The following is a 23,875-nucleotide window of genomic DNA, read 5'->3' on the forward strand; positions in this document are numbered from 1 at the left end:
TCACTCCGAGTGGTCGTCCTCGCCAGTCAGTTCCTCGATGGTCAGCGCTGCCTGGATGAGCGCCAGGTGCGACAGCCCCTGGGGGAGGTTGCCCATGAACGAGCCGTCCTCGCTGATCATCTCGCTGAACAGCCCGACGTCGTTCGCCTGGCCGACCATCTCGTCCATCAGGGTCCGTGCGTCGTCGATCCGGCCCGTGCAGGCCATCGCGGCAGCGAGCCAGAACGAGCACGCGACGAAGGGCGACTCCTCGTCCTCGATGCCCGAGTAGCGGTACACCAGCGGTCCGCGCTGCAGCTGCTCCTCGATCGCCCGGATGGTCGACGCCATGCGTGGACCGCGGTCGAAGGAGCTCATCGCGTGCAGCAGGATCGACGTGTCGAGCGCGTCCGAGCCCGGGTACATCACGTAGTGACCGCGTTCCTCGTCCCAGCCGTGTTCCGCGACCCACTGCGTGATCAGTTCGCGGTTCTCGACCCACTTGGCGCGCGGCCCGTCGATCATGCCGGCGTCGTGGAGGTCCACTGCGGCGTCGAGGGCCTGCCAGCAGCCGATCTTGCTCGTGACGTAGTGCTGGGTGTCCTCGAGCTCCCACATGCCGGAGTCCGGTTCCTCCCACCGGTGGCAGGCGTCGTCGGCGAGTTGTTGCAAGACGGCCGCGGTCTTCCGGTCCAGGACGTTGCCGGCGTTCACGTACTGACGCAGGATCTCGAAGACGTCACCCCAGACCCCGAGCTGCAGCTGGTCGCCGGCGCGGTTGCCCACCGTGACCGGGCCGATGCCGTTCCACCCGGGGACGTCGCGCTCCTCGACGTCGTCGCTCTTCGTACCGTCGAGCTCGTAGAAGATCGGCATGCCCTCGTCGTGCTCGGCGATGGTGCGCATCACCCACGACACCGCCGCGTGGGTCTCCTCGCGCAGGCCGAACCGGGTCAGGGCGTGCACGGTGTACGACAGGTCGCGCACCCAGGCGAACCGGTAGTCCCAGTTCTTGCCGCCGGTCCGGTCCTCGGGCAGGCTCGTGGTCGGCGCCGCCGCGATCGCTCCGGTCGGCGAGAAGATGAGCAGCTTCAGGGCGAGGGCGCTGCGCTGCACCGCTTCGGCCCAGGGGCCGTCGTAGGAGAACTCCTTCGACCAGGTCGCCCAGTTGTCGATCGTGCGGTCCATCGCGGCGAGTGCGCTCTCCGGCCGCGGCATGAAGATCGGCTCGTCGTGCGTGCCGACGATGGTCAGGATGTGCTTCGATCCGTCGCCGGTGGTGAACCGACCGGAGAAGCGCGGGCCGTCGTCGTGCACCGGGTCGAACCCCTGCTCGACGATCGCGATCGTGATGCCGTCGATGCCGATGACGGCACCGTTCGCGGTGTCGAGGCGCTTCGGTTCAGCGGTGTTCAGCAGGGTGCCGGGCACCACGGCCCACTCGAACTCCACGGACCCGTTGACCCCTTGGACGCAGCGCGCGACCTCGGCCCACGGCAGGCGGCCGGCGACACCGGTGACCATCGCGTCCGTCACCGTCGCCCGCCCGGACGGTGTCGTCCACGTGGTGACGAGCACGTTGGTGCCGGGCAGGTACTCGCGGGTGACCTCGGCCGATCGGTCCACCGGGCGGAGCGCCACGTGGCCGCCGTGTTCGGCGTCGAGGATCTCCGCGAACACGGGCGGTGAGTCCATCGAGGGGATCGGCAGCCAGTCGATCTGCCCGTCGCGGGCGATGAGCGCGACGGTCCGACCATCGCCGATCGCTCCGTAGGTGCGGAGCGGGGCGTAGCCGTCGGTGCGTGCGTGGGTGTCGACCGCGTCGAGGGTGTCTTCGGTGCGCTCCGTCATGCACCCAGACTGCCCGCGCCCGAGGCGCGACCATCAGGCGGACGTACCCCGCTGTGGAGGACGCGGGACGCCCTCCCTCGCAGGCTCGGTCGGCGCGGCCCGCGCAACGCTTCGCGTCGCCGCTGAGCGGGCCGCGCCCGGCCGCGGACGAAACGCGACACGCCCGGGTGAGTTGCGCATCCCGGGCGTGTCGCACTACTGTCGCTCTCCTGCCCAACGGCAGGAACGCCAGCGGCACCAACGCCGCCGGCAGGAACGCCAGCGGCACCAACGCCGCCGGCAGGAACGCCCGTCCCGGGCACACCGGAAGGACCGCGCATGCGCGCCGTGCAGCACAACGAGGAACGCGTCGAGCTCCAGCTCGACGCGACCGCCGTGCTGCCCGAACCGCAGCGGCAGTGGTCCCTCCGCTATCCCGCGTAGGCACGGAACGTCCCACGACGCCCCGTGCCCACCCGGCCCGGGGCGTTCGTCGTCCTGCTCATCCTCGCCACGTCGCGCTCGACGTCGCCCGGAGCGCAGGCCGGACACCGTCCCGGACCGTCATCGAAGACCGTCCAGACGACCGTCCAGACGACCGTCCTGAAAGCGAGACGAAGCAATGAAGAAGATCAACGACCGACTGCTGAGTTGGGCCTCGATGCTCGAGGACAACACCGAGCAGCAGGCCCGCACGACCGCACGCATGCCGTTCGTGTTCCCGCACCTGGCCCTGATGCCGGACGCCCACCTCGGCCTCGGCGCCACCGTCGGTTCCGTCATCCCGACCCTCGGCGCGGTCATGCCGGCTGCCGTCGGCGTCGACATCGGCTGCGGCATGATCGCGGTCCGGACCCAGTTCACCGAGGCCGACCTGCCCGACGACCTGCAGGAGCTGCGCGAGCAGATCGAGCGCGCGATCCCGCTGTCGGCCGGCGCGTCGAACCGCAAGATCGTCGCGACCGCCGCGCCGCGGATCGCCGAGCTCGAGGCGATGGCCGACGCCGCCGGGTTCGACCCCGCACAGGCGCACGGCGGCTGGCGCAACCAGCTCGGCACGCTCGGCTCCGGGAACCACTTCATCGAGGTCTCCCTCGACGAGCAGGACCGGGTCTGGCTCTTCCTGCACTCCGGATCGCGGGGCGTCGGCAACAAGATCGCGCAGCGGCACATCACGGTCGCCAAGCGGCTGATGGAGCGCTGGTGGATCCAGCTGGCGGACCCCGACCTCGCCTACCTGGTCGAGGGCACGCCGGAGTTCGACCGGTACATCGCCGAGCTGCGGTGGGCACAGCACTTCGCCCTGCTCAACCGCGAGGAGATGATGGACCGCGTCGTGCGGCAGCTGTCCGAGGTCGTCGGTACCCCCGTCGACGAGCAGGAGCGGATCAACTGCCACCACAACTTCACGCAGCGCGAGACGCACTGGGGGAAGTCCGTGTGGGTGTCCCGCAAGGGTGCGATCCAGGCGACGGCAGGTCAGGCCGGCCTGATCCCCGGGTCGATGGGCACGGCGTCGTACGTCGTCGAGGGCCTCGGCAACAAGCCGTCGCTCGAGTCGTCGCCGCACGGAGCCGGCCGGCTGTTCTCGCGGAGCGCGGCACGGCGGACCTTCACCCACGACCAGCTGCGGGAGGCGATGGTCGGCATCGAGTACCGCGACACCGACGCGTTCCTCGACGAGATCCCGGGCGCGTACAAGCCGATCGACCAGGTCATGGCGGATGCGTCGGACCTCGTGTCGATCCGGCACACGCTGCGGCAGGTCGTCAACGTGAAGGGCGACTGACGGGAGGCGCGGGTGCAGCCCGCCCCCGCGCCGCCCGTCCGACGTCGGTCCGCGTCCACTGCCCGGCGCGGCCCGGACAGACCGGCCCGCGTCGGGCACGCTTGACCGGATGAGCGACACAGCAGAGCACGCAGCACGGGAGACCGGACGACAGGTCCGACGAGCGGCGGACAGCCGCTGGTTCGAGCTGACCGCTCGCGCCGGCTTCGTCGGCAGCGGCATCGTCCACCTGCTGATCGGGTACCTCGCGATCCTGCTCGGCATCGGCAACGCGTCCTCCGGCGGTGAGACGGACCAGTCCGGAGCACTGCAGCAGATCGCTGCCGTGCCGGGCGGGGTCTTCCTGCTCTGGCTGATCGCGATCGGCACGGCAGCACTCACCGTGCGGCTGATCGTCGAGGCCGTCGTCGGCGGCCGGTCGGACAGCACGCGTGGGTGGCTCGCCCGGGCGAAGGACGTCGCGAAGGCCGTGGTCTACGGCATCATCGCGTACTCGTCGGCGTCGTACGCCCTCGGCGCCGGGTCGAGTTCCAGCAGCTCGTCGCAGAGTGCCGCAGCGAAGACCCTCGCGACGCCCGGCGGGGTGTTCGTGCTGCTCCTCGCCGGCGCGATCGCGGTCGCGGTCGGCATCGGGCTCGTGGTCATCGGGTGTCGGCGGACGTTCCGGAAGCAGATCACCCGACCGTCCGGGACGCTCGACCGGGTGGTCACGGTGCTCGGGGTCGTCGGGTACGTCGGCAAGGGCATCGCCGTGGTCATCGTCGGTGTGCTCATCGGTGTGGCCGGACTGCGGAGCGACCCGGAGCAGGCGACGGGCCTCGACGCGGCGTTCGACGCCGTGCGCTCGATGCCCGGTGGCGTGTTCGTCCTGGTCGCGATCGGCATCGGGTTCCTCGCCTTCGGCGTCTACAGCTTCTTCCGCGCGCGGTACGCCCGCCTCTGATCGAAGCGGGGCCTGCGGACTTTCGTGCCAGGCGACACTCCACGCGCCCGCGGTCCCGTGAGGTGTCGCCCAGCGCGTGAACTGGTGGGCAGCGCGCCCGGCTGAGGGAGCACGGAGCCGGCGCCGGTAGACCGGTCCGATGAGCACCAGCGCGACGACCGGGCCCGTGACCGTCTTCTCCGACGCCCGGGCGGTCCTCGCCGAGAGCATCGTGTGGGACCCGTCGGCGCAGCTGCTCCGCTGGACCGACATCACCCTCGGCACCCTCGTCACCGCGCAGTCCGACGGCACCGTGGTGTCGACGGTCCCGCTCCCGCCGCCGCTCGCGAGCTTCCAGCCGCGGGCCTCTGGCGGCTTCGTCGCAGCGCTCGGGGACACCGTCGTCGTGACGGACGAGCACGGGGTGGTCGAGCGTGAACTCACCCGCGTCGAGCACGCCACGGCCGGGCTCCGGTTCAACGAGGGCAAGTGCGACCCGTTCGGCCGGTTCCTGGTCGGCAGCATGAACCTGACGACGGGCGAGCCGGACGGTGCGCTGTACTCGGTCGAGGCGGACGGCACGACGCGACTGCTCCGTGGCGGCTTCGGCGTGACGAACGGCTTCGAGTGGTCGGACGACGGCACCGTGATGTACGTCACCGACACGAGTGTGTCGACGATCTACCGCGGGTCGTACGGCCCGCACGGCGAACTCGGCGAGCTCGAACCGTTCGTCGTCGGCCACGCCCACGACGGCCTGGTCCGCGACGACGAGGGCTGCTCCTGGAGTGCGGTCTACGGCGGCGGCCGGGTGGAGCGGTACGGCCCTGACGGATCGCACCTCGAGACCGTGGAGCTGCCCACCCCGAACGTGACGTCGGTGGCCTTCGGCGGCCCCGACATGTCGACGCTGTTCGTCGCCTCGGCACGGGAGAACCTCACCGAGGAGCAGCTGGAGGAGCACCCGTCCTCGGGAGCGATCCTGGCGGTGCCGACGCGGGTGCACGGGTTCCCCGCGAACACCTTCAGCGGCTGACCGGGCGGGAGCGCACGCTGCGGCGGTGTCCGCGGGTATCGTGGGCGCTCGCCCGACCCGAGGAGACCCACGTGAACGACGAGCGCACGGCAGCCACCCCGGACCCGGCCAGCGAACTCGCGGAGGCCGAGAACGCCGACGTCACTGTAGAGGTGGACCGGGTCGCGGTCGACGGCACGTACGTCCGCGTGAGTTCGATCGGCGAGCCGGGGGAGCGCGCCTTCCTGCTCGTCGCCGGCCTCGGCATCGCGGCCACCTACTACGAGCGGCTCGCCCCGCACCTCAACGAGAACGGCCCGGTGCACGCCCTCGACCTGCCCGGCTTCGCAGGCGTTCCCCGGTTCCGCGGGAAGGTCTCGATCGAGCGGTACGCCGACGCCGTCGAGAAGGTCATCGACGACCTCGGCCTGGTCGACCCGGTCCTGGTCGGCCACTCGATGGGCACCCAGGTCGTGACCGAGGTCGCGGCGCGTCACCCGGAGATCTCGGACCTCGTGCTCATCAGCCCGGTCGTCGACTCGCACGCGCGCACGGTCCGCCAGTCCGCGTTCCGGTTCCTGCGGTCGACCCTGCACGAGCCCTCGGCGGTCCGGTGGCACGGCATCACGGCGTACGCGCTGTGCGGATGGCACTGGTTCTCGAAGGTGCTGCCACGGATGATCGCGTTCCCGATCGAGGAGCGCGCGGCCCACGTGCAGGCGCGCACCCTCATCGTCCGCGGCGAGCACGACGCGATGGTCCCGCGGGACTGGATCCGACGGCTCGCGCGGGTGTTCCCCTACGCAGTGCTGCGCGAGGTCGTCGACGGCGCACACTCCGTGATGCACGCCCAGGCCGACGCGGTCGCGCGGCTTGCGGTCGCACACGTCGACCACCGGCTGCCGGACCGCGGGGTCGGTTCGCTGCAGCGGGTGCGCGACGACTCGACGGCGTCCGACCTGTCGCGTCTGAGCCCGAGCGAGGCGTGGATGCTCGTGAGGTCGCGCTTCGTCGAACTGGTCGGCATGGCGAAGAACGACGACGAGACGCTCGAGGCGGCGAAGTCCGCCCACGCGGTCGCGATGGCCGACGGGGACGACCTGCCGGTCGACCCGGTCGACCGCAAGGCGGTGGTCGACGCCGTCGCACCCGAGGCCGACCCGAACCGCTGACACCGGGCACTGCAGGCGACGTACAGGAGGCCCGGTGCCGGTTCTCGGAACCGGCACCGGGCCTCCCGTCGGTCGCGTCCAGGGCGACCCGTGCGCCGGTCAGGCCGTGATGCGGCCCGGCAGCATGTCCGACGTCAGGGAGTTCGCCTCGGCGAGCACCTTGCGGGCCTCGTCGGTCTTGTCCCACACGTTCCAGAGCAGCACGCCGCGCACCGTGTCATCGTCGTCCAGGTAGTAGACGACACCGGTGACGGTCGGGTCCTGCCAGTCCTCGACGGTGCGGAGCTTCGTGGAGACCTGCCCCACCGCCTCGTACCCCATGTCGAAGACGTCGGAGTAGAACATCGGCGTGTGGTCGTAGGTCTCGTCGGCGTCGGCGAGGTTCCGGCCGGCCTGCCGTCCCTGCTGCTGCGCGTTGTCGACGTGTTCGACCCGGCGGGTCCCGAGGATCCGGTCCGGGTACTCGGCGACGTCGCCGGCGGCGAAGACCGAGTCGTCGTCGGTGAGCAGCGTCGACGAGACCACGATGCCGTCGCGTACGGTCAGACCGGCGTCGGCGGCGAGCTGGGTGGCGGGCTCGATGCCGAGTCCGGCGACCACGGCGTCTGCTTCGAGCACGGAGCCGTCGTCGAGCGTGAGCGTGACCCCGTCGGCCGTCTGCGTGCCGGACTCGACCCGACGTCCGAGTCGGAGGTCCACGCCGGCGTCGACGAAGCGCTGTTGGAACGCGCGCGCGAGGTCGTCCGGGAACATCCGGCCGCCCACGATGTCGTCGGGGTCGACCAGGGTGACGCGGGCGCCGTTCTGCACGACCCCCGCGGTGATCTCCTGGCCGATGTAGCCGCCACCGACGACGACCACGTGCGCCCCGGCGTCGGCGAGCTCGCGGAGCTTCCGGTAGTCGTCGGCGCTGCGGTAGTCGAGCACGCGGTCCGAGGGCTCCAGGCCCGGCAACCCGCGGGGCTTGCCGCCGGTCGCGATGAGCAGCCGCTCGTAGCCGTGGGTCTGGCCGTCGGCCGTGGTCACGGTCTTCGATGCACGGTCGATCCCCGTCACCGCGGTGCCGAGGACGAACGACGCCCCGGTCTCCTCGGTGTGCAGGTCGACCTTCTCGTCCCAGCTGAAGTCCGGGTCGGTCCACAGCTTCTTCGACAGGGCCGGGCGGGCGTAGGGCCGGTCGACGTCCTCGCTGAGGATGCCGATCGTGCCGTCGGCGTCGAGCTCGCGGACACCGCGGGCAGCGGCGTCGGCGACCATCCCGCCGCCGATGATGAGGTATCGGTAGTCGGTCACGGTGCCTCCCGGCGTCAGATCGTGGCGACCGAGCCGGAGTCGACCCGGTAGTTGGAGCCGTTGACGAAGCTCGCGAGGTCGGAGCAGAGGAACGCGATGACGTTCGCGACCTCTTCCGGCTCACCGCGGCGCTTCAGCTCCATGTACGGACGTTCCTCGTCGAGGAAGCTCGTGATCGCGTCGTCGAAGCTCTGGTTCGTCTCCTTCGCCCGCTTGTTCATCATCGCGTCCGTCATGGGCGTGTGGATGAACGCGGGGCTGACGGTGTTCACGAGGACGCCCTCCTGCGCGTAGGTGCGCGACAGGCCCTTCGCGAACGACAGGACCCCGGCCTTCGCGGCGCAGTAGGGCAGTTCGTCGTCGTAGGGCTGCGAGGCGTCCTCGGACACGAGGTACACGATCCGGCCCCAACCGCCCTGCCGCAGGTCGCCGATGAACTCGCGCGTGATGCGGACAGGACCCATCAGGTCGACGTCGATGGTGTCGGCCCAACCCTGCTCGTCGATCTCGTGGAACAGCCCCTGGGCGCCGGTCACGCCCGAGGACTGCACCAGGATGTCGATCGCGCCGACGGCGTCCCGCACCTTGCCGTGCAGGTCCGCCAGGCTCGCCGCGCTCGTGACGTCGGCCGCGAACGCGTGCAGCTTGCCGAGCGGCGCTTCGAGCTGGTCGGCGCTGTTGTCGAGCTGCGCCTGGTCGAGGTCGCTCACGACCACGGTCGCACCCTCCGCCAGGAGGATGCGAGCCGTGTTCCAGCCGATGCCGGAGTCGGCACCGAAGACGAGCGCGGTCTTGCCCTGGATGCCGAGGTCCACTCGGTCCCCTAGGCGTGCGCCGAGGCGTCGGCGACGGCTGGCGTCGTGGCAGATGCCAGCGGCGTGCTCGGTGCGCGGTTCTCGGCGGAGACCATCCACGCGAGCTGCTCGAGGCGCTCGATGAAGCCGTGGAGCAGGTCCGCGGTCGTCGGGTCCTCGTCGTCGACCTCGTCGTGGACGTCGCGCATGGTGCCGGTCGCCTGGTAGAGGCGGAGCGTCACCTGGTCGATCGCGTCGTGCGTGGTGATCTCGCCCTCGGGGAACTGGTCGAGGTGGCTCGAGGCCGCGACCGTGCTCGAGCGCCCGTCCGGCACGGCGTACAGGGCGCGCATGCGCTCTGCCGTGTCGTCGGCGAACTCGCGTGCGGCGTCGACGATCTCGTCGAGCTGCAGGTGCAGGTCGCGGAAGTTCGTGCCGAGGATGTTCCAGTGGGCCTGCTTGCCCTGGAGGTGCAGGTCGATGAGGTCCACGAGGACCGCCTGGAGGTTCTTGGCCATCTTGTCCGAAGCGTGCATGGTGGTGGCTCCTTTCGCGTCGGTGACCCTTCCGGTCTACGCGGTGCGGCCGAGACCACTCTCAGTGCGCACGGAACCGCACTGTCCCCCGGGCGTTCCACCGGGTGTGTTCGCGCCGGTCAGTGGGCCGGTGCCGGGTCGACCTGGTCGACGGCGCCGCGCATCTGCTCGAGGAACGACGCCACGATGCGCGCCTCGTCCGCGGGCAGTCCCTCGGCGATCGACATCATCCGGCGGTGCATGATGCCGAGGGTCGCGCGGACCTCGTCGTCGGTCTCGGTCGTCGGGGTGATCACGAGCGCTCGACGGTCGGTGGGGTGCGGGTCGCGGCGCACGTGGTTCGACTTCACCAGGCGGTCGATCAGGATCGTGGTCGAGGCCGACGAGATCTTGAGGTAGGCGGCGAGGTCCTTCGGGCTGATGCTGCGGCCCGAGCGCTGCGACTGCAGCAGGAAGCGCACGGCGAGCAGGTCGGTCTCGCCCATGCCCATCGAGTCGCGGGTGCGGCGGCGCATCGCGGTCTCGGCGGCCCGGTAGCGACGCAGGGCGTTGAGCACGGCGACCCCGCGCTGGGTCGCGTCGTCGTCGGGGAACCAGTACCCGGACGCCTCGGTGATCTCCTGCGTTGCCATTGGCACAGGCTAGTCCGTCTCGTATGGAGGCCGTCTAGCGACTTCCTGTGGGTGCGCCTGCTTCGTTCCCGCATGCAGGACGGGAGGCCCGTGGCGGGGTCGCCACGGGCCTCCCGTCCGTCCTGTGGTGCGGTCGACCGCACCCGGTCGCTCTACGCGGCGGCCTGCTCGGTCGAGGCGTCGGCGAGTGCGCTCAGCGCGCCCTGGACGAGCGAGGTGACCTCGGCGTCCTCGCGCGGGTGGGTCTCCGCGAAGCGGACGACCGACTGCGGGATCGCGACCTTGACGTCCTCGAGGACCTTCGCGCCGGCGATGCCGGCGACCTTGCGGGCGTCGTCGTGGGCCCACACGCCGCCGTACTGCCCGAACGCGGAACCGATGGCGGCGAGCGGCTTGCCGGACAGCGGCGAGGCGCCGAACGGACGCGATGCCCAGTCGAGGGCGTTCTTCAGCACGGCCGGGATCGTGCCGTTGTACTCGGGGGTGACGAGCAGGACGGCGTCCGCGGCGGCGATCGCGTCGCGGAAGGCGACCGCTGCGGCCGGCGGGGTGTCGCCGTCGATGTCCTCGTTGTAGAACGGCAGGTCGACGATGCCGTCGAACGTGGTGACCTCGATGCCCTCCGGCGCGTGGTGCGCCGCGGCCTCGGCGAGCTTGCGGTTGATGGAGTCGGCGCGGAGGCTGCCGACGAGTGCGAGGACGTTCGTCATGGTGATCCTTCTGGTTCGAGACGTTGTTCTGGGACGGAAAGGTGTCTGCGACAACCAATCCGAGCCTACGGCGTGCTATTCCCAGACCGCTGGGTACGGTGGCGACGTGAGCACGCTTCGGACGCCGGCCAGCACGCCCCGCACGACGAACCCGGACTGGTGGCGCGACGCCGTCGTCTACCAGGTCTACCCACGCAGCTTCGCGGACTCGAACGCCGACGGCCTGGGCGACGTCGCGGGCATCACCAGCCGCGTGCCCTACCTGGCGGCACTCGGCGTCGACGCGTTGTGGCTCTCGCCGTTCTTCCCGTCGCCCCTCGCCGACGGCGGGTACGACGTGGCCGACTACCGGGCGGTCGATCCACGACTCGGCTCGCTGGCGGACCTGGACGCCCTGCTCCGGTCCGCGCACGAGCACGACCTGCGGGTGATCGTGGACATCGTGCCGAACCACACCTCGGACGAGCACGAGTGGTTCCGGGCGGCGCTCGCGTCCGCGCCGGGCTCGCCGGAACGGGCGCGGTACGTCTTCCGCGACGGGGCGGGTGTGTCCGGGGAACTGCCGCCGAGCGACTGGGCGTCGAACTTCGGCGGGAGCGCCTGGACCAGGGTCGCGGACGGTCAGTGGTACCTGCACCTCTTCGCACCCGAGCAGCCCGACCTGGACTGGTCCAACCCCGAGGTCCGTGCGGATTTCGAGGACACGCTGCGCTTCTGGTCGGACCGTGGGGTCGACGGCTTCCGGGTGGACGTCGCGCACGGCCTGGCGAAGGACCTGTCGACGCCGTACCGCGCATCGAACGAGCACGCGCTGCCGCTCGACGGCTCCGACCCGCTGTACGACCGCGACGAGGTGCACGAGGTCTTCGCCTCCTGGCGCACCGTGCTCGACGAGTACGACCCGCCCCGTGCCGCCGTCGCCGAGGCCTGGGCACCGGCCCCGCGACGCGTCCTGTACGCCCGGCCCACCGAACTCGGGCAGGCGTTCAACTTCGACCTGCTCGAGGCGCCGTTCGAGGCCGCTGCGTTCCGGAGCATCATCGAGCGGAACCTGGCGGCGTCCGAGCAGTCCGGTGCGTCGAGCACCTGGGTGCTGTCGAACCACGACGTCGTGCGGCACGCCAGCCGGTACGGCCTGCCGGACGACACCGACACCGACGCGTGGTTGCTGACGGACGGCACCACGCCCGAGCTCGACCGGGAGCGGGGCCTGCGCCGAGCCCGCGCCGCGACCCTGCTGATGCTCGCGCTGCCCGGGTCGTCGTACGTCTACCAGGGCGAGGAACTCGGCCTGCACGAAGCCGCCGCGATCCCGCGTGACCAGTTGCAGGACCCGAAGTGGCTCCGCTCGGGACACACCGTCAAGGGCCGGGACGGGTGCCGTGTGCCGATCCCGTGGACGGCCTCCGGGCCGTCGTTCGGCTTCGGCGAGGTCGCGCCGCTGCTGCCGCAGCCGGCGGACTTCGGAGCGTCGTCGGTGCAGGCGGAGGACGGGGATCCCACGTCCACCCTGACGCTGTACCGGGCAGCGCTGGACGCCCGCCGTCGGCTGCAGCGGGGCGAGGAGCTCACCTGGCTGGAGTCCGGCGACGGCGTCGTGGCCTTCGCCCGGCACGACGGGTGGCGGTCGGTCACGAACTTCGGCACGACGCCCGTTCCGCTGCCGTCGGGTGACGTCGTGGTCGCGTCCGGGCCGCTCGGTGACGCGGCCGGCGTGCTGTCGGGTGTCCTCCCGGGCGAGACGACGGTCTGGTTGGCCTGAGCGGACCAGCTCCGTCCGTTCTCCTCCACAGCCAGGAGGCCCGTGGCCGCGTTCCACAGATCGGTTCTGGCCCGCCGTCCGGTGACGCCCGGATCGCGACGATCGGGGCATGACAGAACCCACTGCTCCAGCATCCGTCCCACGTCCGGTCCGGTCGCGGGTGGCCCGTCGCCTCGCGGCGGCGTGCACCGCGCTGACCGCGCTCGCCGTGCTCGCGGCACCGACGATCCTGCCCACGGGGTCGAGTGCGGCGACGCTCGACTTCCCCTACGTCAACCAGTTCTCCAGTGCGTCCGGCGGTGCCCTGCACGGTGACGCCGCGGTCTCCGGCGGACGACTCCGGCTGACCGCGGACGTCCGCAACCAGGCCGGCGCCTGGTCGACGAACGACACGTTCCCTTCGGACACCGGGCTCGAGATCGAGTTTACCTACGCGATGCACACCGCGAAGGACGACCCCGGGGCCGACGGCCTGCTGCTGTACCTCGCCGACGGTGCAGCGGCACAGGGCGTGGGGTCGTTCGGTGCCGGGCTCGGGTACGCCTGCCGCAAGGAGGCAACCGAGGGCGGCGGGCGGCTGTGCGACCTGCCGGGGGTGCCCGGTGGCTTCGCGGGGATCGCGATCGACCACTACGGCAACTTCTCGTCGCGCATCAACGCCTCCGGACCGGGAGCCCAGCAGGACCACGTCGTCGTCCGCGGCTCCGGCAACGGGCTCGAGGGCTACCGGTACGTCGCCGGGGCTCCCGCTCCCGGCGGCACGGTGACGAACGGGTCGACGCCGCGCACGGTGCGCATCACCCTGCTGCCGGGGGACGCCGGCGAGCTCTCGATGACCGTCCGGCTGCAGGTCGGTTCGACGATGCGCACCGTGCTCGACGCGGTCCCCCTGCACGGGGACGACCAGGCACCGCTGCCGAGCACCCTCCGCCTCGGGTTCGCCGGCGCCACCGGCAGCCACGTGAACAACCACGAGGTCGACGCCCTCAGGGTGTGGAAGCCCGCCGACCTGTCCGTCGAGCACGACCTGCCCGCCACCGCCGTCGCCGGGGAACCCGTCCGGTACACCGTCACGGCGCGCAACCCCGGACCGAACGCCGCCGATCCCAGCCCGCTGCAGGTGGACGTCCCGGACGCGATCGAGGGGGCTTCCTGGACGTGCGAGGCGGCGGAGGGCTCCGGCTGCGCCACCCCGTCCGGGCAGGGTGACGTGGCGACCGACCTCGACCTGCCCCGCGGTGGTTCGGCGGTGGTGACGGTCGAGGGGCGGATCGCCGACGGCGTCGAGGGGCCGCTCGAGAGCGTCGCCACCATCGCACCACCGACGTCGTTGTCCGACACGAACGAGTCCGACAACACCTCGCGGGCGAGCACGACCGTCACCACGCCGCCGGTCGTCGCCCACGTCGAGACGGACAAGACGGTGTCGCCGTCCACCGTCGAACCCGGCGACGAGGTGGAGTACACCGTGACCGCACGGAACCGCGGACCGTCGGTCGCCCAGCAGGTCGGCGCGGTGGACGACCTGCCCGAGGCGATGCGCTTCGTCGGGTCCGACGACGGCTGCACGGCCGAGGGGCAGCGGGTGACCTGCCGGTCGGACGTGGCGCTCGCCGTGGGGGAGACCCACGACTTCCGGCTCCGTGCCGTCCTCGACCCGGAGTACCAGGGGGACGGGTCCGACGTGGTGAACGTGGCCACAGCGACCTCCCCGACGGACCCGGACGGCGGCGACCCGTCGACCGAGGTCGCGATCGTCGTCGAGCAGGACGACGACGGGCCCGCGCCGTCCCCGTCCCCGTCCCCGTCCCCGGCGCCCGGACCCGACGACGACGACGAGGCATCGGTGCCGGATGCTCCCCGCGGTGACGACGGCAACGACGACGGCGACCGGGATCCCCGTGGCCCGGTCGCCGACGCGGGACCGCAGGTCGCACGCGGCGCCCTCGCGTACACCGGCGTCGACGACCTCGGACTGCTCGCCGCGCTCGCAGCGGTGGTGGTCGCGGCCGGTTCGACGTGCTGGTGGCTCGCTCGTCGGCGTGCACGGCGGTCGGTGGTGACGGACGACCAGCCGCGGTCCTGATCCAGCGAACGGGGTGGCGTCGTTCGGGCGACGCCACCCCACCGGGTATTCGAGCATCCTCAGTGCTGCGGGACCCCCGGCGGTCGGTCGGCTGCCACCGCGGCGGTAGGATCGATCTCACGATCCGCATGCCTGAAAGAGGTCCCGTGTCCGACACCGTGGACGACGCCACCACCGTGAACGAGGCGACCCAACGCGCGCGGTACTGGCCGATCCCGATCCTCCGGGCCGTGCCCGCCGCGGTCGTCGCGCTCGTCATCACCTTCTCGACGAACCACGCCGCCGGCTACGGCCTGCTGCTGTTCGCCGGCTTCGCGTTGGTCGAAGGACTCGTGCTCCTGTGGGCGGGCGTCGCGCGGCTCCCGCTCGACGGTCGGTCCCGCCGCACCACGTTGCTGCAGGCCGTCATCACCCTGCTCGCCGCGGTCGCCGGGTTCGCCGGCAACGGTCTCGGGCTGCCGGCGTTCATCTCGGTCATCGTCGCCTTCGCGGTGCTCACCGGGGCCCTCGAGCTGGCACAAGGGCTGCGGGCTCGTCGTCGTTCCCCCTTCGCGCGGGACTGGACCACGATCGGCGCACTCACCCTGCTGCTCGCGATCGCGTTCCTCATCACCCCGCCGGACTACTCGCAGCAGCTCGGTGGGGTGGAGCAGGTCACCGGCACGCTGGACGCCTCGATCGTCCTGGTCGGCCTGCTCGGCGCCTACCTCGCCATCACGGCGGTCTTCCACGTGATCGCCGGCCTCTCGCACAAGTGGGGCACGGCCACGCCGGCCGTCGCCCCGGACGGAGCACCACACGCATGACCACCCCCAGCCGTCGTGACCGTCTGCGCCCGGTCGAGCTCCTCGGGATCTCCGCGATCATCGCGGTGTTCACCGGGCTCGTCGTGCTGTTCTCGACGCGGGAACTGCAGCTGGCCGTGATCTTCCTCGGCGTCGCGTTCATCGTGGTGGTCGTCGTGCTCGCGATGCTCCAGCTCGCGTCGACCAGCGACCAGGATGACAACGACATGCTCGGCGGGCACAAAGCGCCCGGCGACGGCGAGGGCGACGACTTCCACTGATCCGCATCGGGCGCGGTCGATCGCACCGCGGTCCGGACACGCCCGGGATCACGTTTCCGCCACGGTCCTGTCAGGATCGTGGGTCCTGCCGACACCTCTGGGTGAAGGAGGTGGGATGTGGACGTGACGACCGGCACCGACACGGACGAAGGACTCGTCCGTGCGATCGCGCAGGGGGACACCGGTGCGCTCGCACGGGTGTTCGACCGCTACGCCGCCACGCTCACCCGGTACGCCTGGGCACTCGTCGACGACCGGTCCGACGTCGAGGAGATCGTGCAGGACACGTTCCTGACGCTCTGGCAGCGGGCGGCGACGCTCGAGCTCCCGGCGGACACCGTGCTGCCGTGGCTGCTCGTCGTCTGCCGGAACCACGCCTTCAACACCGGCCGGAAGCAGGCGCGTCGGCGCGCTGACGAGCTGCCCGAGCACCTGGCCGCTCCCGCCGACCAGGACGAGGCCCGTGACCTCCTGCGCTGGGTCCGCGACGAGATCGCCGAACTCCCAGCCACCGACCGCCGCATCTGCGAGCTCTGCCTGCTCGAGGGGTACTCGTACGCCGAGGCCGCCGAGATGCTCGGACTCAGTGTCGGAGCGGTCACGCAGCGGGTCTCCCGCAGCCGACGCCGACTCAAGAAGGTGGTGACGCACGATGAACACTGAACCTCCCGAGGGAGACGACCTGCAGCGCATGCTCGTCTCGATGAAGCAGAACGTCCTCGAGCGCGCCACCCCGCGGTCCGCACGGCGGCGGGGCCGATCCGGCATCGTCATCGGTGTCGTGGCGCTCCTGGCCGTGGGCACCGCGACCGGAGCCGTCGCCCTGACGCTCTCCCAGCAGGACACCCCGGTCGCCGCGCCCACCCAGACGCAGGTGCCCGAGCCCTCGCCCACCGCGACGACCCCGTCCTCCGCGCCGATCACCGGTGCACCGACCCCGACGTCCACACCGAGCGCCCCGGTGGACGTGGCGACGATACCGACGGACTGTCGCGCGCTCGTCTCGGCAGCGGACTACGACCGCTTCTTCGGGGACACTCCGTTGACGCAGGCCGATCCGCCGTCGGGAACCGATCGGGTCCCCGACGGCCAGGACCCGGCAGGCGTCGAGTCGAAGGTCTCCTGCACGTGGCGTGACCCGCGCGCGGACGTCTCGGGGATCGAGGTCCGGGTCGGGACCGCCACCGAGGCCGCCATCCAGCAGGAGATCGACGAGTTCCCGGCGCACGACGGCGGGGGGACGTGCACCGAGCGCGACGGCGGGACGTTCTGCCAGTCCCGCGGGATCGTGGAGCCCTACGGCGTGGAAAAGGCGTACACGTACTTCGCCCGAGGTGACACCTGGATCACCATCGAGCAGACCAACGTCCCGACCGACGGGCTCCTGCCCGCTCTCATCGCGACGATCTGGGGGGACTGACGGCCGGGAGGCCCGTGGCGGACCCGCCCCGCGCCTCCCGTCCGTCGGTGGGACCCACCAACCGGCGCCGCGTCACACGACGCGCGCCGCGACGAGGTCGCGTGCGAGCGTCCGGACGGCACGGTTCGGCTCCGGACTCGTGCGGATCGCCAGGCCGATTCGGAGTGGTTCGATCGCGTCCTCGAGCTCGAGGACCGCGCCGTCGTGCCGCACCCCGGAGTCCGGCACGACCCCGACCCCCAGCCCCGCCGAAGCGAACCGGATCACCGCGGGCATGTCGTTCATCTCGGCGACGATCCGCCGCCGGATCCCGAGCCGCTCGAGTGCGCCGTCCAGGATGATCCGGTTGCCGAACCCGTGCGCGGTATCGACGAAGGGCTCGTCCGCGAGCTCGGCGAGCGACACCGAGGCGCGCCCCGCCAACGGGTGGTCCGACGCCGTGAAGACTCGGAACGGCATCTCGCGCAACGGTTCGACCACCACTCCCGCCGGCACCGTCGGCAGCCCCGTGTACGCGAGGTCGAGGCGCCCGGCGACGAGGTCCTGCACGAGCCCGGTCGTGCCGGACGGCGAGGTCATCAGCTCCACGGTGACGAGCGGGTGCCGCCGCCGGAACCGCTGCAGCACGCCGGTCAGGTCGACGATGTCCATGCTCGTGAAGATGCCGAGCCGCACCCGTCCGCGCAGGTCGGCGTCGTCCACGGTCGCCAGGTCGCGCATCCGGTCGAGCGACTCCAGCACGGCGCGGGCGTGGGGGAGCAGGTCCTCGCCGGCGGTCGTGAGCACGAGGTGCCGTCCGGTGCGGTCGAACAGCCGCACGCCGAAGGTCCGCTCGAGCGAGGCGATCCCGGCCGACACCGTGGACTGCGCCGCCCAGAGCCGTTCGGCCGCGCGGGTCACGCTGCCCTCGGCGGCGACGGTCACGAACTGTTCGAGCAGGCGGGTCTCCATCTCCCCATCATCGATCCGATCGATGGGCGGCATCAAGAGCATCCGTTGGACTCGATGCTCGGCGCGCGCGATCATCGGAGCATGTCAACCGTGACCGACACCCCGACGGGCGCTCTCCCCGCCACCCCAAGCGCTCCCGCGAGCGACCGCGTCCCGGCCCCGCGCGGTCGTCGTTCGCACACCCGTCGGCGCCACGGCTTCGGCTTCTGGGCCGTCGCCTTCGCGTTCCTGTCGGTGATGGCCTTCGCGACCGTCCCCGCACCGCTCTACGTCATCTACCAGGCACGGGACGGCTTCCCGACGTTCACCACCACGATCATCTTCGCCGCGTACGGCGTCGGGGTCGTCGGGTCCCTGTACCTGGCCGGGCACCTCAGCGACGTGCACGGGCGGAAGCCGCTCATCCTCGTGTCGATCGCGCTCGAGCTCGTCGCTGCCGTGCTGTTCCTGGTCTGGAACGACGTCACCGGCCTGATCGTCGCTCGCCTGGTGACCGGCCTCGGCGTCGGCACGCTCACCGCCACGGCGACCGCCCACCTCGGTGAGCTGCGGGTCCGTGCGACCGGTTCGTCCGACTCGGCGAAGGGCGCGAGCGTCGCCGCCGGTGCCGTGAACCTCGGCGGGCTGTCGCTCGGCGCCCTCGTCGGCGGGGCGCTCGCCGAGTTCGTCGGAGCGCCGCTCATGGTGCCGTACGTCGTCTTCGTCGTCGCGCTGACCGTGGCCTTCGTGCTCGTCCTCGTGGTGCCGGAGACCGTCGCCCGCCCCGAGACCCGCGTGCCCTACCGCCCGCAGCGCATGCAGGCGCCGGAGGGCAAGGCCGCCGCGTTCTGGGCAGCCGGTGCCGCAGCGTTCGCGGCCCTCGCGGTCCAGGGGCTCTTCACCTCGGTCGCCCCGACGTTCCTCGGCACCACCTTCCACGTCACCGACCGGCTGGCGGCCGGTGCGACGACCTTCGGGGTGTTCGCCGCGAGTGCGGTCTCGCAGATCGTGTTCGCCCGGCTGACGCAGCGCACCCAGATCCGACTCGGCATGGTGCTCCTGGTCGGCGGTCTGGCGGTGCTCGCCGTCGCCGCGGTCCTGCTGCAGGTCGCCGGCTTCATCGGCGGTGGCGTCGTGGCGGGCGCCGGGGTCGGGCTGCTCTTCCGGGCCAGCATCGCGAGTGCCGGAGCCCTGGTCGGTCCCGAGCGTCGGGGCGGGGTGCTCGCGGCCACGTTCCTCATCGCGTACGCCGGGCTGACGGTGCCGGTCGTGGCCGTCGGGGCGGCGCTCCTGGTGATCCCGACCCTGCCCGTCCTGATCGGGTACGTGGTGCTCGTCGCCGTCCTGGCCGTCGTCGCCGGCACCCGACTGGCCGCGCGCGCCTGACGCGGGGCGGGCCTCCCGTCCGCCCGTCGCATCCCGGAACCAGGTTCCGGACACCGCACCACGCGATCGCGCGGTGTCGTGTCCGGAACCTGGTTCCGTCGTCAGGGGCGCACTCCCGGCATACTGGGCGCGTGCCCCAGAACCGCAACCGTCCCGTGATCACGGGGATCGCGGCCGTGGTGGCCGCCGGTCTCCTCGCCGGCGGGCTGTTCCTGACGGCGCGGCAGGGCGCGGACGACCCGACCATCGGCGCCGGATCGAGCTCCGGGGCGCCGAGCGACGCTGCGACCGCCTCCGGCGACGGCACCGTCACGATCACCCGCACCGGGCCGGACCTGCCCGGCGACACCACCCTGGCGCGGTGCGACTCCACGACCCAGGCGGCCGTCGCCCAGTACGACACCGCGGCGCTCGGCCGGGTCACCCTGCAGTGCGGCACCTCGGCACAGGGCTACGAGCACATCCGGCAGCGGCACACCGCCGACTGGCAGGGAGTCGTCGCGGGCCACGGTTCCCGCGACTGGGACGACGCGATGCTCACTGCCGTGCAGACGGCGCTGGTGTCGCCGCGAGCAGGGTTCCCGGTCGACGCCGGCGACGGCAAGGTCTGCTACGCGGCGCCGGTGCGGTTCGACGACGGGTCGCGCCCGGAGGCGGACCCGTTCGTGAAGGTCATCGTCTCCGCCACCACCGACCGCGTCATCACGGCGTACCCGACGCGCACCGACGACTGCTGACGCGGGCGGGGGCGCGGTCGAGGTCGCGGGCGTGAGTGCTTGCGTGCGCATCTTCCGACAGAACATGCGTCGATCGACTCGAGCACCGTCGCAGAACGGGTGTGGCCCGCCGCACCAGCGACGGACCCGCGCCAGCACCCCTACGCGTGCACCTCGTGCTCGTGCCGCCGGTGCGACGCGGGCTCCAGCTGGAAGGTCGAGTGCTCCACGGGCACGTCGAAGTGCTCCGCCACGCACTGCTGCAGCTCGTCGAGGATCCGCGGAGCGTGCGCCGTCGAGAAGCACTCGTCGTCCACCACCACGTGGGCGGTCAGGTTCGGGACCCCCGTCGCCACCAGGGTCGCGTGCAGGTCGTGCACGGCGATGACGTGCTCGAGCTCGAGGATGTGGCCCCGCACGTCGTCGAGGTCGAGCCCCGGCGGCGTGGACTCGAGCAGCACGTTCGCGGTCTCACGCAACAGCCGGATCGCCCGCGGCAGGATGAGCAGGCCGATGAGGATCGCAGCGACCGAGTCGGCACGCTCCCACCCGGTGAGCATGAGCACGACCGCGGCGGCGATGACGGCGACCGAGCCGAGGGTGTCGTTGAGGACCTCGAGCCGGGCGGCGCGCGAGGTGAAGCCCTCGCCCGAGGCCCGCAGCAGCACGCCGTAGGCCACCAGGTTGCCGACGAGTCCGATGATGCCGAACACGAGGAGCGGTCCGGAGTGGATCTCGGCGGGCACGAACAGCCGTTGGATCGCGGAGATGATCACGAAGACGCCGACCGCGAGCAGGATCGCCGCCTGGGCGGTGGCACCGAGCACCTCGGCGCGTTGGAAGCCCCACGTGCGCTGCGTCGTCGGGCTGCGGCGGGCGAGCCGCGTCGCGACGAGTCCGATGCCGAGCCCACCGGTGTCGACGACCATGTGCCCGGCATCGACCAGCAGCGCGAGGGAACCCGTGACGACGGCGCCGACGACCTCGGCCAGCAGGATCGTCGCCGAGATGCAGAACGCGATGAGCAGCGCGCGCTCGGACGCGTGCCCGTGCGAGTGCCCTGCTCCGTGGTCGTGACCCATGTGCCACATCGTAGGGATCGGCACCGACGACATGCCAGGATCGGGACGTGACCCGGTCGCCCTACGAGCTGTCCACACCATCCGACGTGCTGGCCCGGTTGCACCCGCGGCTGTCGGCGTACTTCGGCGCGATCCCGCCGGGCCACGTCGGCCGCGGTGAAGGGGTGTTCGACGTCGTCGGCACACCGCGCCGGTGGCTGTGGCCGCTGCTCGCCTGGTTCGCCCGCGATGCCGTCATGTTCCCGGTCTGGGAACGGGACGTCCCCTTCACGGTCGAGAACCGGCCGGCTCACGTCCGTCGTGGTCGTGCCGGACGGGAGGCTCACCCCGCTGTCCGCGCGCACCGCACCTTCCGGTTCCGCTCCGGCAGCCGCACGATGGTGGACGCCATCACCGCCGAACCGGACGGCCTGGTCGACCACCTCGGTCGCCACGGGCGCGTCAGCGCCCGGCTCCGGGCGGAGGTCGACGCGCACGGGCCGGACGCGGGCGCCCTGCGCCTGGTCTCCACGCGCGTGACGTTCCGTGCGCTGGGCCGCGAGGTGACCGGGCTCGCAGGCTCGCTCGGCGCGGCCCGCGCGCCGCTGGCGCGTCGCCGCTGAGCGGGCCGCGCCCGGCCGCCCTGTCACCACGTGTGACGCTCACAGAACGATTCGATGACGAAGCGGACCTGCAGCGCGTGTCCCTGGTGCTCTCGGCACCGGTGCTCGGCACGCTGTACCGGTACGAGGGGGCGTTCCGGTACGAGATCGCGCCGGACACAGGACGGGGATGAGATGAGCGACCAGAAGGGCCGCGTCGTGATCGCGGGAGCGAGCGGGTTCGTGGGGCAGTACCTGCGCGATGCCTTCACCGAAGAGGGCTACCAGGTCGTCACGGTCGGCCGGACCGGTGACTCGGTGTGGGGCAACACCCTGCGCATCCGCGAGCTCGTCGACGGTGCAGCCCTCGTCGTGAACATGGCGGGCAAGAGCGTCAACTGCCGGTACGGCCGCCGGAACCGCGCCGAGATCACGCGCTCCCGGGTGGACACCACGCTCGAGCTCGCCGAGGCCATCCGCACCGCCGAGCAGCCGCCACCGCTGTGGCTGAACGCCTCGACCGCGACGATCTACCGGCACGCCGACGACCGCCCACAGGACGAACTGACCGGCGAGCTCGGAGAGGGCTTCTCGGTCTCGGTGGCACGCGCGTGGGAGGACGCCTTCTTCGGCGCGGACCTGCCGTCGACCCGTCGGGTGGCACTCCGGATGGCGATCGTGTTCGGCGACGGCAGCGCACTCGTGCCGCTCCTCCGGCTGGCGCAGACGGGCCTCGGCGGGCCACAGTACGACGGCGCCTGGGTGCCGACCCGGTCCCGGCTGCGGGCGGGGACGTACCACCACCACCGACCGACCCGCGGCCGACAGCGGTTCAGCTGGGTGCACATCGCCGACGTGCTCGGCACGATCCGGTTCGTCCGCGACCACCCGGAGCTCGAGGGGCCGGTGAACGTGTCGAGCCCGAACCCGTCCGACAACCGGACCGTGATGGCGACGATCCGCGACGCCGTAGGCCGCCGGTTCGGACTGCCGACGCCGCGGTGGATGCTCGAGGTCGGCTCCTTCGCCATCCGCACCGAGACCGAACTGGTGCTCAAGAGCCGGTGGGTGGTGCCGACCCGGTTGACCCAGGCGGGTTACGAGTTCCGGTACCCGCACCTGCGCGGTGCGCTCGCCGGGATCATCGCGGAGCGTCGCCAGCACCGGGGCTGAGCGCCGGCACCGGGACCCCGTCGATCGGCGTCGGCACCAGGACCTCGGAAGGCGACGAGTGCGACGGACCCGACGCGCGTGCCGGTCGCGACGCGCGCGCCGGTCGCGACGACCACAGCACCGCCCCGACCACGACGGCGCCGGCGAGCACCTCGACCAGGTCGGGCACCTCGCCGAAGGCCGCCCACGACGCGAGCACACCGACGACCGGCACGAGCATCGAGAACGGGGCGACCGTGCTCGACGGGTAGGTCGCCATCAGTCGCGACCAGATCCCGTAGCCGACCAGGGTCGCGACGAGCACGATGTAGAGCAGGCCGAGGTCCGCCGGCAGGGCCTCGGTGGTGAAGGCCGTGCCGAGTGCGGCGCCGATGCGGTCCGGCCCCTCGACCACGAGCGACAGCACGGCCATCGGGATCGGCGGCACGACCGACCACCAGAGCGTCAGGTGCAGCGGGTTCGCGGCTCCTGCTCGTCGGGTCGCGACGTTGCCGATCGCCCACCCGAGCGCGCCGCACAGCGCCAGCACCACCGGCAGCAGGGCCGCCGTCTGCGAGCGGTGCAGGGCGATCAGGCCGAGGGCGGCGACTGCGATCGTCACGCCGATGACCTGTCGCCCGGTGAGTCGTTCGCGCAGGAACACCCCGGCGAGCACCACGGTGAACGGCGCCGAGGCCTGCAGCACGAGCGAGGCGAGCCCGGACGGCATCCCCGACGCCATGCTCAGGTACAGGAACGAGAACTGCAGCACCCCGAGCCCGAACCCGACGAGCAGCAGCCGTCCGAACGGGATCTTCGGCCGCGGCACGAACAGCAGCGTCGGGATCGCCAGGATCGTGAACCGCAGGGCCGCGAGCAGGAACGGCGGGAAGTGCTCGAGGGCGAGCGCGGTCGCGGGGAAGTTCAGGCCCCAGACGACGGCGACGACCAGGGCGAGGAGGCGGTCACGGGTGGTCATGCTCCGATCGTGACGGCTCCGAACGTGTAGGACCAGCGAATTG

Annotated in this window: 23 protein-coding genes; 14 read left to right on the plus strand and 9 right to left on the minus strand. The window is 71.8% G+C overall.

Annotated elements, in window-relative coordinates:
* On the minus strand, window positions 1-1,830 hold the full coding sequence (locus EDF47_RS14170; RefSeq protein ID WP_131881907.1) for a glycoside hydrolase family 15 protein: 1,830 nt from the start codon (window positions 1,828-1,830) through the stop codon (window positions 1-3).
* A gap of 601 nt (window positions 1,831-2,431) precedes the next feature.
* Between EDF47_RS14170 and EDF47_RS14175 the strand changes: the two genes are divergently transcribed.
* The 4 genes from EDF47_RS14175 (at window position 2,432) to EDF47_RS14190 (ending at window position 6,707) form a co-directional block, all read left to right on the plus strand.
* Window positions 2,432-3,598, plus strand: a complete 1,167-nt coding sequence (locus tag EDF47_RS14175) for an RtcB family protein (protein ID WP_131881909.1) — start codon at window positions 2,432-2,434, stop codon at window positions 3,596-3,598.
* 109 nt (window positions 3,599-3,707) lie between these two features.
* Entirely contained in the window at window positions 3,708-4,541 is an 834-nt protein-coding gene (locus tag EDF47_RS14180) for a DUF1206 domain-containing protein (protein ID WP_123293429.1), read from the plus strand.
* Between the two features lie 139 nt (window positions 4,542-4,680).
* Entirely contained in the window at window positions 4,681-5,556 is an 876-nt protein-coding gene (locus tag EDF47_RS14185) for an SMP-30/gluconolactonase/LRE family protein (protein WP_131881911.1), read from the plus strand.
* A gap of 71 nt (window positions 5,557-5,627) precedes the next feature.
* Window positions 5,628-6,707 (plus strand): alpha/beta fold hydrolase, encoded by a 1,080-nt coding sequence (locus tag EDF47_RS14190; RefSeq protein ID WP_165932469.1) that lies wholly within the window; start codon window positions 5,628-5,630, stop codon window positions 6,705-6,707.
* Window positions 6,708-6,806: 99 nt separating this feature from the next.
* On the opposite strand, the gene EDF47_RS14195 is transcribed toward EDF47_RS14190, so the two are convergent.
* From EDF47_RS14195 to EDF47_RS14215, 5 genes are all read right to left on the minus strand, one after another.
* Window positions 6,807-8,000 carry an FAD-dependent oxidoreductase gene (locus EDF47_RS14195; RefSeq protein WP_123293433.1) on the minus strand — a complete coding sequence of 398 codons (1,194 nt, stop codon included), beginning with the start codon at window positions 7,998-8,000 and terminating at the stop codon, window positions 6,807-6,809.
* A 14-nt stretch (window positions 8,001-8,014) separates the two neighbouring features.
* Complete coding sequence (locus EDF47_RS14200) at window positions 8,015-8,815, minus strand: SDR family oxidoreductase (protein ID WP_111086919.1); 801 nt, start codon at window positions 8,813-8,815, stop codon at window positions 8,015-8,017.
* Between the two features lie 8 nt (window positions 8,816-8,823).
* Complete coding sequence (locus tag EDF47_RS14205) at window positions 8,824-9,330, minus strand: DNA starvation/stationary phase protection protein (protein ID WP_123293434.1); 507 nt, start codon at window positions 9,328-9,330, stop codon at window positions 8,824-8,826.
* 119 nt (window positions 9,331-9,449) lie between these two features.
* The gene (locus tag EDF47_RS14210; protein WP_123339939.1) at window positions 9,450-9,962 is read right to left on the minus strand and encodes a MarR family transcriptional regulator; all 513 of its coding nucleotides are present in this window, start codon (window positions 9,960-9,962) and stop codon (window positions 9,450-9,452) included.
* Between the two features lie 152 nt (window positions 9,963-10,114).
* Entirely contained in the window at window positions 10,115-10,672 is a 558-nt protein-coding gene (locus EDF47_RS14215) for an NAD(P)H-dependent oxidoreductase (protein ID WP_131881915.1), read from the minus strand.
* A gap of 106 nt (window positions 10,673-10,778) precedes the next feature.
* On the opposite strand from EDF47_RS14215, the gene EDF47_RS14220 reads away from it, so the two are divergent.
* The 6 genes from EDF47_RS14220 to EDF47_RS14245 all read left to right on the plus strand — a co-directional run bounded on the left by EDF47_RS14220 (window position 10,779) and on the right by EDF47_RS14245 (window position 17,006).
* Complete coding sequence (locus EDF47_RS14220) at window positions 10,779-12,434, plus strand: glycoside hydrolase family 13 protein (protein WP_243698154.1); 1,656 nt, start codon at window positions 10,779-10,781, stop codon at window positions 12,432-12,434.
* Between the two features lie 109 nt (window positions 12,435-12,543).
* Entirely contained in the window at window positions 12,544-14,520 is a 1,977-nt protein-coding gene (locus EDF47_RS14225; protein ID WP_131881920.1) for a DUF11 domain-containing protein, read from the plus strand.
* 146 nt (window positions 14,521-14,666) lie between these two features.
* Window positions 14,667-15,326, plus strand: coding sequence for a DUF308 domain-containing protein (locus EDF47_RS14230; protein ID WP_123293438.1), 660 nt, complete (start codon window positions 14,667-14,669; stop codon window positions 15,324-15,326).
* Entirely contained in the window at window positions 15,323-15,586 is a 264-nt protein-coding gene (locus EDF47_RS14235; RefSeq protein WP_131881922.1) for a hypothetical protein, read from the plus strand. The genes EDF47_RS14230 and EDF47_RS14235 overlap by 4 nt, the downstream gene beginning before the upstream one ends.
* A 123-nt stretch (window positions 15,587-15,709) precedes the next feature.
* Entirely contained in the window at window positions 15,710-16,249 is a 540-nt protein-coding gene (locus EDF47_RS14240; RefSeq protein ID WP_131881924.1) for a sigma-70 family RNA polymerase sigma factor, read from the plus strand.
* Entirely contained in the window at window positions 16,239-17,006 is a 768-nt protein-coding gene (locus EDF47_RS14245; protein ID WP_131881926.1) for a hypothetical protein, read from the plus strand. The genes EDF47_RS14240 and EDF47_RS14245 overlap by 11 nt, the downstream gene beginning before the upstream one ends.
* Before the next feature lie 72 nt (window positions 17,007-17,078).
* On the opposite strand, the gene EDF47_RS14250 is transcribed toward EDF47_RS14245, so the two are convergent.
* Window positions 17,079-17,990, minus strand: coding sequence for a LysR family transcriptional regulator (locus EDF47_RS14250; RefSeq protein WP_165932470.1), 912 nt, complete (start codon window positions 17,988-17,990; stop codon window positions 17,079-17,081).
* A gap of 48 nt (window positions 17,991-18,038) precedes the next feature.
* On the opposite strand from EDF47_RS14250, the gene EDF47_RS14255 reads away from it, so the two are divergent.
* A complete protein-coding gene (locus tag EDF47_RS14255; RefSeq protein WP_131881930.1) occupies window positions 18,039-19,322 on the plus strand; it encodes an MFS transporter in 1,284 nt (427 codons plus the stop codon).
* 131 nt (window positions 19,323-19,453) lie between these two features.
* Window positions 19,454-20,059 carry a hypothetical protein gene (locus EDF47_RS14260; protein ID WP_131881932.1) on the plus strand — a complete coding sequence of 202 codons (606 nt, stop codon included), beginning with the start codon at window positions 19,454-19,456 and terminating at the stop codon, window positions 20,057-20,059.
* A gap of 140 nt (window positions 20,060-20,199) precedes the next feature.
* On the opposite strand, the gene EDF47_RS14265 is transcribed toward EDF47_RS14260, so the two are convergent.
* A complete protein-coding gene (locus tag EDF47_RS14265) occupies window positions 20,200-21,120 on the minus strand; it encodes a cation diffusion facilitator family transporter (protein WP_111086907.1) in 921 nt (306 codons plus the stop codon).
* 47 nt (window positions 21,121-21,167) lie between these two features.
* Between EDF47_RS14265 and EDF47_RS14270 the strand changes: the two genes are divergently transcribed.
* Window positions 21,168-21,722, plus strand: coding sequence for a DUF4166 domain-containing protein (locus EDF47_RS14270; protein ID WP_131881934.1), 555 nt, complete (start codon window positions 21,168-21,170; stop codon window positions 21,720-21,722).
* Window positions 21,723-21,896: 174 nt separating this feature from the next.
* Window positions 21,897-22,874, plus strand: coding sequence for a DUF1731 domain-containing protein (locus EDF47_RS14280; RefSeq protein WP_133937547.1), 978 nt, complete (start codon window positions 21,897-21,899; stop codon window positions 22,872-22,874).
* On the opposite strand, the gene EDF47_RS14285 is transcribed toward EDF47_RS14280, so the two are convergent.
* Window positions 22,843-23,832, minus strand: a complete 990-nt coding sequence (locus EDF47_RS14285; protein ID WP_131881938.1) for an EamA family transporter — start codon at window positions 23,830-23,832, stop codon at window positions 22,843-22,845. The two genes, EDF47_RS14280 and EDF47_RS14285, sit on opposite strands and share 32 nt — an antisense overlap.
* Between the last annotated feature and the right edge of the window lie 43 nt (window positions 23,833-23,875).

The organism is Curtobacterium sp. PhB190, from assembly GCF_004365385.1.
Classification (GTDB): domain Bacteria; phylum Actinomycetota; class Actinomycetes; order Actinomycetales; family Microbacteriaceae; genus Curtobacterium.